The organism is Arthrobacter sp. NPDC093128 (assembly GCF_040683875.1).
Lineage (GTDB): Bacteria > Actinomycetota > Actinomycetes > Actinomycetales > Micrococcaceae > Arthrobacter.
Map to the genome: position 1 here is coordinate 74558 of NZ_JBFBEY010000022.1, position 9116 is coordinate 83673.

General features: G+C 62.0%; 8 protein-coding genes. 6 read left to right on the forward strand and 2 right to left on the reverse strand.

Annotated elements, in window-relative coordinates:
• The first annotated feature begins 15 nt into the window (after positions 1-15).
• The 6 genes from AB0N24_RS22055 to AB0N24_RS22080 are packed head-to-tail and all read left to right on the forward strand — an operon-like array spanning position 16 to position 4160.
• On the forward strand, positions 16-831 hold the full coding sequence (locus AB0N24_RS22055; protein WP_364129066.1) for a hypothetical protein: 816 nt from the start codon (positions 16-18) through the stop codon (positions 829-831).
• A gap of 25 nt (positions 832-856) precedes the next feature.
• Entirely contained in the window at positions 857-2101 is a 1245-nt protein-coding gene (locus tag AB0N24_RS22060; RefSeq protein WP_364129069.1) for an FAD-dependent oxidoreductase, read from the forward strand.
• Between the two features lie 2 nt (positions 2102-2103).
• The gene (locus tag AB0N24_RS22065; RefSeq protein ID WP_364129072.1) at positions 2104-2490 is read left to right on the forward strand and encodes a RidA family protein; all 387 of its coding nucleotides are present in this window, start codon (positions 2104-2106) and stop codon (positions 2488-2490) included.
• Positions 2491-2495: 5 nt separating this feature from the next.
• The gene (locus tag AB0N24_RS22070) at positions 2496-2996 is read left to right on the forward strand and encodes a thiamine pyrophosphate-binding protein (protein ID WP_364129090.1); all 501 of its coding nucleotides are present in this window, start codon (positions 2496-2498) and stop codon (positions 2994-2996) included.
• Positions 2954-3586, forward strand: a complete 633-nt coding sequence (locus AB0N24_RS22075; protein WP_364129074.1) for a hypothetical protein — start codon at positions 2954-2956, stop codon at positions 3584-3586. The genes AB0N24_RS22070 and AB0N24_RS22075 overlap by 43 nt, the downstream gene beginning before the upstream one ends.
• Complete coding sequence (locus tag AB0N24_RS22080) at positions 3546-4160, forward strand: thiamine pyrophosphate-dependent enzyme (RefSeq protein WP_364129076.1); 615 nt, start codon at positions 3546-3548, stop codon at positions 4158-4160. The genes AB0N24_RS22075 and AB0N24_RS22080 overlap by 41 nt, the downstream gene beginning before the upstream one ends.
• Before the next feature lie 686 nt (positions 4161-4846).
• Here the strand turns inward: AB0N24_RS22080 and AB0N24_RS22085 are convergent.
• Both AB0N24_RS22085 and AB0N24_RS22090 read right to left on the reverse strand, forming a co-directional pair.
• Positions 4847-6109, reverse strand: coding sequence for an IS110 family transposase (locus tag AB0N24_RS22085; protein ID WP_364129079.1), 1263 nt, complete (start codon positions 6107-6109; stop codon positions 4847-4849).
• A gap of 2469 nt (positions 6110-8578) precedes the next feature.
• Positions 8579-9010 (reverse strand): hypothetical protein, encoded by a 432-nt coding sequence (locus AB0N24_RS22090; protein ID WP_364129081.1) that lies wholly within the window; start codon positions 9008-9010, stop codon positions 8579-8581.
• Positions 9011-9116: the final 106 nt, after the last annotated feature.

The window sequence follows — 9116 nt, forward strand, 5'->3', positions numbered from 1 at the left end:
CAGGCGGGAGGCCTCATGCATCTGGCCACACAAGTGAACGAGTCCATGTTCGCCCTGACCCTTGAGGGCCGCCCGGCAACCCGGGCGGAGGTACTTCCCGGCTGGGGAGCAGCGAGCCGGCTGGGAATCCTGGTCAACGAGCCCTTCGGCGCCATCGGGGCAAGTCTGCTCATCCAACTGGCGGTCACATCTTTTTATGACGCGGCGCCATCGCGCCGTACCGAAGCACCGCAGTACCCCGAGATCTATCTCTTCCATGTAGGTGGACGGTACGGGGACCACAGACCCTTGGACTTCTGGCCACCACGTAAGGAAGTGTTCACCGGCAGGGACAGCCTGGAAGTTCTGGAAGCCATTAACGACCGAGCCATTACTGCTCTGGCGCTGCCCGGCAGCCTAGCGGCAGCCTCGATAGACGCGACCGCCGAACTTGAGGCCTCCGGTGCCCCCTGGTCGGAGATCAATAGCTTCTGCGAACGAACCACTGCCTCATTTCTCTACAGCTCCAACGGCAAAGTCTCCGGGAGCGACCTGGCCATTCGGGCCCTGGACGATGTGCTGGAACGAAGCGTGGAACGGGCAACCGAACCGAGGCGGAGCCTGGACTGGTACCGGAACCTGCGCCCTGAACAGTTACCGACGGCACTTCCTGGCCCTGGAACGCTCGCCCAGACCCATTACTGGGCCAGATCGCTCTTGGATCGGTTCGACGAAGTCGGTGCAGAGGGCCTGGCCCAAGCTCAAGCCCGCCGCCGCCAGCGCCTTGCTGACGGAAAACCCATCGAGACTTATCAGCGGATCACCACCGAGCAGGCTCTTGCCCTGCTCTAGCCCAAACCATCAAAGGAACAAACCCATGACAACTGCAATCATCGGCGGGGGAGTCATCGGCCTCAACACAGCATGGAGCCTAACCCGACGTGGTGAAGACGTGATCGTACTCGAAGGTGGCCGCATCGGAAGCTCGGCGTCCGGGGTCAACGCTGGATGGGTCACGCCCTCCCTTTCCACCCCCCTTGCATCCCCGGGCATCGTCGCGACCGGCATCAGGCACATGTTCGATAAGGACGGAGCCCTGACCATCCGGCCCCGCCCGGACACGGCGTGGATCAAATGGTTGTGGAACTTCAGCCGTGCAGCACGACCAGCCGCCTACGAACGCGGCGTCAAGGCGCTTTTGAACCTTAACGAGCACACCCTGGATCTGTTCGACCAACTCCATGAGGACGGCGTCGAATTCGAAATGCAGAAAGCAGGGATCCTGGCTCTCGCGCTCCAGCCGGGAGGATTAGGTTGGTTCCGGCAGCTCTTCGACCAGCTGACACCGATGGGATTCAAGGGCACGATCGAGTACCTGACGCCCGCAGAGGCCCGCGCCATGGACCCTGCAGTCGGACCAGACATCCAGGAAGCAGCCCACACACTGATAGACCGCTTCGTCGACCCGGACGCACTCCTGACCGGGCTGGTGACCCGGCTGACAGAACTTGGCGTGAAGGTCCACGAAGACCGCCCGGTTTCATCCATGTCCCGTTCAGGATCGAAGTGGACCCTCCACACTCAGCAGGGCCCGGTGGAAGCGGACAACGTAGTCGTAGCGCTGGGCGCGGCAGCCAACAGACTGCTCTCTTCAGTCAAGGTCAAACTGCCTATCATTGGTGCCAAGGGTTACTCGGTGGACCTGAAAGGGTCCGGAGTGCCGCCGCGCCACGCTCTGTACCTCATGGAAGCAAAGCTTGGACTGTCCCCACTTGAAAAGGGCGTCCGTATTGCCGGCTTCTTCGAGCTGCCCGGATCGGGGAACGACGTGCCTCAACGTCGCATCACCCAGCTCATTGAGCAGACCCGACCATACATGGGCGGATGGTCCCCGGAGTCGGCAAACATCACTACAGGCCGTGGTGGCCTGCGGCCGTCCACGCCGGACAGCCTCCCCTTCATCGGCCCCGTCCCCAGCCAGGAAGGTCTCTACGTCGCAGCAGGCCACGGCATGCTCGGTGTCACCCTGGCCCCGGCCACCGCGGCCGGTCTGACCTCAATGATTGTCGACCGCGTCATCCCCGAACACATTCTTCCGTTCCAGCTCGCGGGAAGGATCTAGGCATGCCGGACAAAGCCGTGACCGCCCCACCCGCGGCCCCGTACCGGTGGGCAGGAGACACCCTGTATCTTTCGGGACAGGTTGGCGTCAACGCCGACTGGGTACCAATGAACGAGACATTCAAGAACGAGGCCCGACAAGTTTTCCACAACATCAAAACCCTAGTGGAGGAAGCCGGCGGCACCCTTGATGACGTCGCCTTCGTGCGCACCTATTTATCCGACTTCAATGACTTCGCAGTATTCAATGAGGTTTGGTCCGAAGTGTTCCCCCACAATCCTCCCGCCCGCGTCACCATTCAGGCCGGCCTCCACCCACCGTTTCGCTTGGAATCAGAAGCGATCGCCGACGTCCCCCAGCCGTCAATCGGAAGGGAAGACAACCTGTGACCGCCATGCCCGGCACCTTCGACAACACCGTTTCCTCAGCCGTCGCCGAAGTTGTCGCGGAACGCACCGACCACCTGTTTGGCCTTATGGGCAACGGCAATGCCCACGTCATCTCACACCTGACCAGGCAGGGCTTTCCCTTCACGTCAGCACGGCATGAAGCAGCCACTGTAGCCATGGCAGATGCATACTTCCGTGCAACGGGCCGGATCACCGCCGCCACCACGACATACGGCGCAGGATTTACCAACACACTCACCGCCTTGGCGGAGGCCCGCCTGGCAAGGGTGCCTCTGGTCCTCATCGTTGGAGACGCCCCGAGCACTGGGCCCCGCACCTTCGACATCGATCAGACCGCTTCCGCCCAGGCACTTAGTGTGACAACGCTGGTCGCGGATCCGGCCAATGCCACGGCGATGACACACATCGGGCATTCGACCTGGCTCTGCGGAAGGTCCAGCCTGTGGTTCTGGCCCTTCCCTACGACTTGGCAACCGCCCCGTTGACACAGCAAGCCGACCTCGATCCCCTCCCGATCAAGGACACCTGGACCGCGTCTAGGGAGGACATCGATCGGGTCGCAGCGGTCCTGCTTAACGCCGAACGTCGCCTCCTGATCGCCGGGCGTGGAGTGCTGTTGGGTAAAGCAACGACACCGCTGAAAGAGCTCGGTGATCGTCTTGGAGCCCTGTTCATGAATTCAGTCATGGCCGCCAACGTCTTCGACAGCCCCTGGAACATCGGCATCGTCGGAGGTTTTGCCAGAGACCACCGTCTCGAACTAGCCCGACAGGCCGATGTCGTGCTCGTAGCAGGCGCTTCCATGAACTCCTTCCAAACCCGCTATGGAACCGCTTTCGGTGCCGACACCAGAGTTATCCGCATCGACAACGAACCCGCCAATTCCCACCACCTGGTGAGCGAGTACATTCGCGCGGACCTCGGTCCGTTTCTTGAAGCACTCAACGGCAGGGTACCGGTGGTCGAGCATTCCGAGACATGGCGGGCAGCAATCCCGCACGTTGCCGATGAAAGTGTCCGCTTGCCGGAACCAAGTGGAAGACCCCGCGGAGTTCGGACCCGATGGCCGCCTTAATCCCCGGGCCGTCGTAGCTGCCCTCGAAGGAATCCTCCCGCCCGACCGATCAGTGGTGATGGACGGCGGGCATTTCATGGGGTGGGCCCCCATGTACCTGTCCGTTCCAGATCCGCAGGCAATGGTCCTGGTGGGAACCGCCTTCCAGTCAATTGGCCTCGGCTTTGCCTCAGCGCCAGGCGTTTCGGTGGCGCGGCCTGACCGTACCACAGTGTTTTTCACCGGGGACGGCGGTGGGCTTATGGGAATGGCAGATTTTGAGACTTTCCTTCGGGTCACACGCCGGGGTGTCGTTATCGCCATGAACGATGCTGCCTATGGAGCGGAACTTCATCAATACGCTTCCAAGGGCCTCGACCCCGCCGCAATGCTCATCGACGAAGTCGACTTCTCCGCCATCGGCCGCGCCCTCGGCGCAGACGGATGTAAAGTCCGCGCGCTTGCAGATTTAGAGACCCTTTGGGAATGGCTGGACAACCACGAGGACGGCGTCTTTGTTCTCGACGTGGCGATATCCCGTGAAGTCGTAGTCGAATGGATGGCCACCTCCCTGACGGCCAACCGCAGCGTTTAGACAGCGCCTCACTCGCCTACCAACCAGCTACCAACCAAGAGAACGGCAGGACCAGCAGATGCTGAAGGGTCGGCAGCCACTTCTGGACCTTGCGGGGCTCCACAGAGGAGACAGCGTAGAAGTCCATAGCCCCGGGCGCAGCCCCTATCTAGGGATCATCGACGAGGCCATGCCGCAGCTCAACATCGTATGGGTCCGAGAAACAACCACAGGGGACCGCAAGCTGCTCCTGGTCGGGGAAAGCTACCTCTACCTAGTGCAGGACAGCCCTGATCTCCCTTAAAAGAACCGAGATGATCGCACCAAAGCTCAACGCCCCCGGAGTCCGTAAAAACGACCGTTTCTGCGTCCTGTAATCGGCATTGTGAGATGCCATGGATACTGCCGCGGTTCTCTACATTGTGCCCTGTGCCCGGGTCTTTAGGGCTACTCCCCCGACCATTTTCAAGCGCCGATAACGGAGGTTTTGTCACAACGGGGAAGCCCCTCCTGACGCCGCTTTTTTGGAGCTGGAATATGGCAAAAAGAGAGTGTGGACAATGATGCTCCTATTGTTGTCAACGGTCGTTGAGCCACGCGCCGCGCAGGTTACCGTGGCCGCCACTCCGGCCTCAAGGGTCGCTACTGCGATCGCTGTCGCGACGGCCTGCGGCCGCCCTTGACCCCGGGAGGCTGCGCGGCAATGGTCAGGCAGGCAGCACGCGGGCCAACCCGGGATCCGGCATGTGCACGGTTGTCGGGGATTGGCTGTTGAGCCAGGTTTCGTAGCGTTTGTGGAAGTCGTTGTCGTGGGTGAGTCCGCGTTCGAGGCGGGACAGTGCGGTGGGCCAGACCTGGAGGGCGTCCGCGGCTTGCTGAAGGGTCAGCTGCTTGGCTGTGCGTGCCGTCCGAAGAGTCCCGGCGTCGGGTGCCGGGCGCGGGTGGAGGAGCTGGTCGTAGACTTCCCGGGCGACGTAGCGCTTGAGGCAGCGCATGATTTCCTTGGTGCTCTTGCCCTCCTGACGTCGCCTTGCCACATAGGCACCGGTCCTGCCGTCGTTGCGCATCCGTACGAGGACCACGCGGTGAATGGCTTTGTTGGCCTGCCGGTCGCCTCCGCGGCTGAGCCGGTGCCGGGAGGTCTTTCCCGATGAGGCGGGGATAGGGGCGACGCCGACCAGGGCCGCGAACTTCGCCTCCGTGGTCACGCGTTCGGGGTTGTCGCTCACCGTCACGAGGAGCTGGCTGGCGACGTCGGTGCCCACGCCCTGTAGATCGCGGAGCATCGGTGCGTGGAGGGCGAGGATGGTGTCGAGTTCGGCATCGATCAGTGCCAGCTCCTGGTGCAGGTGCCTGTAGCGGACGGCGAGACGTTTCAGCACGATCGCGGTGCTGGTCAGCGGCTCGGAGGCCGGTCCGGCGGGCCGTGTCTTCTCCAGTGCGGCCATCAAAGCCGGGCTCGTCATGGCCCGGTACCTGGCGCGGATGGCCTCCGGCGCGGTCACCAGGATCGCCTTCACCTGGGTCATCACGGCGATCCGGGCACGCATCGCCGTGGCACGCTCCGCGCGCAGCACCCGCAACGATTCCACTGCTCCGTCCCGGGATTTCGGGGTGGCTCCGGCCCGGCCGGACAACACCGATTCGGCGGCCTGATAGGCATCGAGCGGGTCGGATTTTCCCTGCAGCCGGCGGGCCTGCCGGTTCGGGCGCATCACCTCCACGACGTGAATGCCTGCACGGACGAGTACGCGGGAGAGTTCGGCACCGTAGCTGCCGGTCCCTTCCACGCCCACAGCGAGGACCGGACCGAACTCTGCGATGAACTCCATGATGCCCTGGTAGCCGGACCCCGCGGCGGGGAATTCTTTGTCGGCCAGGTGCCGGCCGGTGTCGCTGATGACGGCGACGTGATGGGTATCGGCGTGGGTGTCGATCCCGGCGATGACTTTCAGATGTTCCTTTGCCATGATAAAACTGCCCTGACCTTTGCATGCGATGGGAAAAGGGCACGCCGGCCGGGTGGGCAGACAAGACAGTAATGGGACTCTTCGGAACAGGCTCCTATGAGGTCATGTCCACCTGGCCGCCGCGTTTACTGCGGTCGTGTGTCGCGGCGGACAGATCAATGTCAAGACAAACCCTCACCAGGCGTCAGCCACACTTGGAGCCACGCCGCAACACAACCAATTCCATCATTACTGTCCACACTTTTAGCTTCGGACTGGGCCGTACATCGGTCGGATCGGGCCGGATTCCGCATGATTCCCGGAGTTCCCAATGATTGCAGGGGCGGGAATGCAGTTCGAGTCCCACCTCGGGCACGCATAACCCCTCGTCAGAGGGGTTTTTGCTTTAATGTGTGTACATTGTCCCTCGGAGGGTCCCTCTGACACCGGCCGCGGACTGTGCCTGGCGCCGCGGTCGCCTATTCGGTTGTGGGTGGCGGGGTCAGGGTCCTGGCTGGTGGGCGCTCCGCTTGCTTGAATCTGGGGGTATGTGCCGTCCTGTCTGGCTGTTCCGGTGGTCAGTTGTTGGCCGTCGCTCGTTCATGGCCCAGTGTTGTGATGACGACATGACCAAGGCGAATTTTTCTTCGAGGATTTTCCTCGGATAGCTGCCTTCGGCGAGCCAGACGGGGTGTTCTCATCGCGTGTTTGTCCGGCCAAAGGGGGTGTGCACATTGTGCACACCTTGGTGCACGGGCGGCTTTCGACCGCATTGTGGTCGCTTCCTCCTGGTTCTGCCTTCACTACTTCATGCAGTTCTCTGTTTCAGGCGACATGACTTTGCGGCCTGGACCGTCGGTGTCGTTGGACGTTCCGGGTTCAGCGGGAACGTCTACGGGGGTCCTTGTGGCTGGCGCACGAGCCGTCAACAGAGTGCAGGTGTGTGGGATCCGGACTCTTCTTCCGGGCAGCCCTGGTTTGGTTGATCCGTCATGGCCTGTCCGTGTCTGGACGCGCGGCTATCGTCTTCCTCCCATGCATAGGGTCAGTGCCGTTCCCGCTAAGAAAAGGCGTCCCGCGCAGACTTGCGGTAGGCGAGGCGGCTGCCACGTCTCTCAGCGACGGGCCCGTCACCGACGGTCATTCCGCTGAACACAGCGACGATCACGCTGGTGGCACGGGCGTCGTGGACGAGATAGTCGGCCGCTGGCGGGCACCGAGTGTGTCTGTCAGATTTGTGCGTCGTTCTGATAACGGCGTCACCGCTGGGTTTGAGGGTCCGGAGTGCAACTTGGGGGACCGGGAGCGGTTCAAAGTTTCGGGAGGAAATAAGCGACGGGGGAGCGCCGAACGCAACTTTGGATCGTGAGCGGCGCATGGCGCCCTGGTTGCGTGGAGGACCTGCCCAGCGATGATGGGGATCAGAATGACAAACAACGAAGTTGCTTCTGGTGGCGCGGAGCTTCTCACATACTTGTCTTCAAACCCGAGGGTTATGAAACGATGAAGGCAACTTCAAGCACCAGCAGTGAGCGATCGGCCTTGGAGGAGTGGACGGGCCGGGCGGGAACGGAGCGGCCGTGGGCCTCAGTGTCTGGGCATGGGTGCCGTCCTTGATCACTTTTTCGTAGCTTAGGCCGCAGGCTCAGATGGATCACTCCAGCCCCGTACAGGACTACTGGGCAAAAAGCCCAATCGTATGTTTCTGGGGAGCCTTCCTACGACGATGGAGGGTTTACGACTCGTCAGTGCGACAATCCCTTGTTCGATCGAGTGCCCTTATCCTCCACTCGGACCGACCCATGCGCTGAAGTCGCCCCTCCTTCCTTCGCCGCGTTCGTCGTCATCATCGACGACAGCGTCTATAGACGGTTCCGTCGTCGGCATGTTCGAGATGCCATTCGTGCCGAATGCTGAGCTTGCACAGCAGTGCCTGGACCATGGCAGCCTCCGATTCGAATCGCAGTGCTCTGTACTCCTAATGATGGCCTTCCCGCCCTCCCGGGGGGAACTGGCACATGTTTCTTGACCGGCGCACGACGAAGATCAGCCCCCAAAGCGATGCAACGGTTCAGGGGTGCACCGCCGTGCAGCGGTCGGGCTATGTTTCGCGGCTCGCCGCCGGTACCCAGATGGATACACCATGAGGTGCCGCGTCCGAGCCTTTCGGACTACCGACGCAGTTGCTGCGTCTGTATTATGGCGTTCACATTCGACCTCGACACCAACGCGATCATCGCGTATTCCCTCGACGGCAAGGTCTTGGCAGACGACTGCGCTGTGTTGGCAGGAGAAACTAGGTCGAAGGCCCCTGCAGCGTCACATACCGGACTGACATCTCGTCATGAAGGGTGTTCCAGTTCCTAGGAACTGAGTGGCCACACTCTCGCACTGGGCCAGCCATTTACCTCCCCTGGCACTCCTATGACCGAACTACGGCCGTACGGTCCGGACACCGCAAGACTCTTTGGACGTCCCGCGAACCGACCGTCATTCGGGCAGTTCCATTTGGAATCCGCAGGCACATCTGAGGACTCGGGTGGCCAGGTAGACTTCCAGATCGTCTTCGGCTGTATCTTCGGTGGACAGGGGTGCTGCCAGCCGGCGGAGTTCCGAGTGCGTCCGTTCCATCGGTTGCCCGCAGTGCATGTAGTGGCCGCCGAGTATGAGCACGTCGTCTGTTTGTCCCAGGCGGGCCAGGACGAGGGCTAGTTCAGCCACCCATGCGGGATGCTCACTGAAGTGTCCGCACCGGCTGCATGTGTGGGACACGATGACGACGTCGGCCGGTTGGTCCGGAGGGTGTGTCACCGAGGTAATGGTGAGGTGGCGGTCGGTGTTGCAGGTGGTGCACATTACCGGGAGCACGCGCGGGGGCTGGTCCGCGCCGTCCGGGCGGAAGGCTGAAAGGTCGAGTGACATGAGGATCAGCTGGTGTACGGGTAGCTGGCGAGGATGTAGTCCGCGGCTGCCCGTCCTTTCATTCTCAGCCGGCTGTGGTGGACATTGATCCGGCAGAGGCGCATGC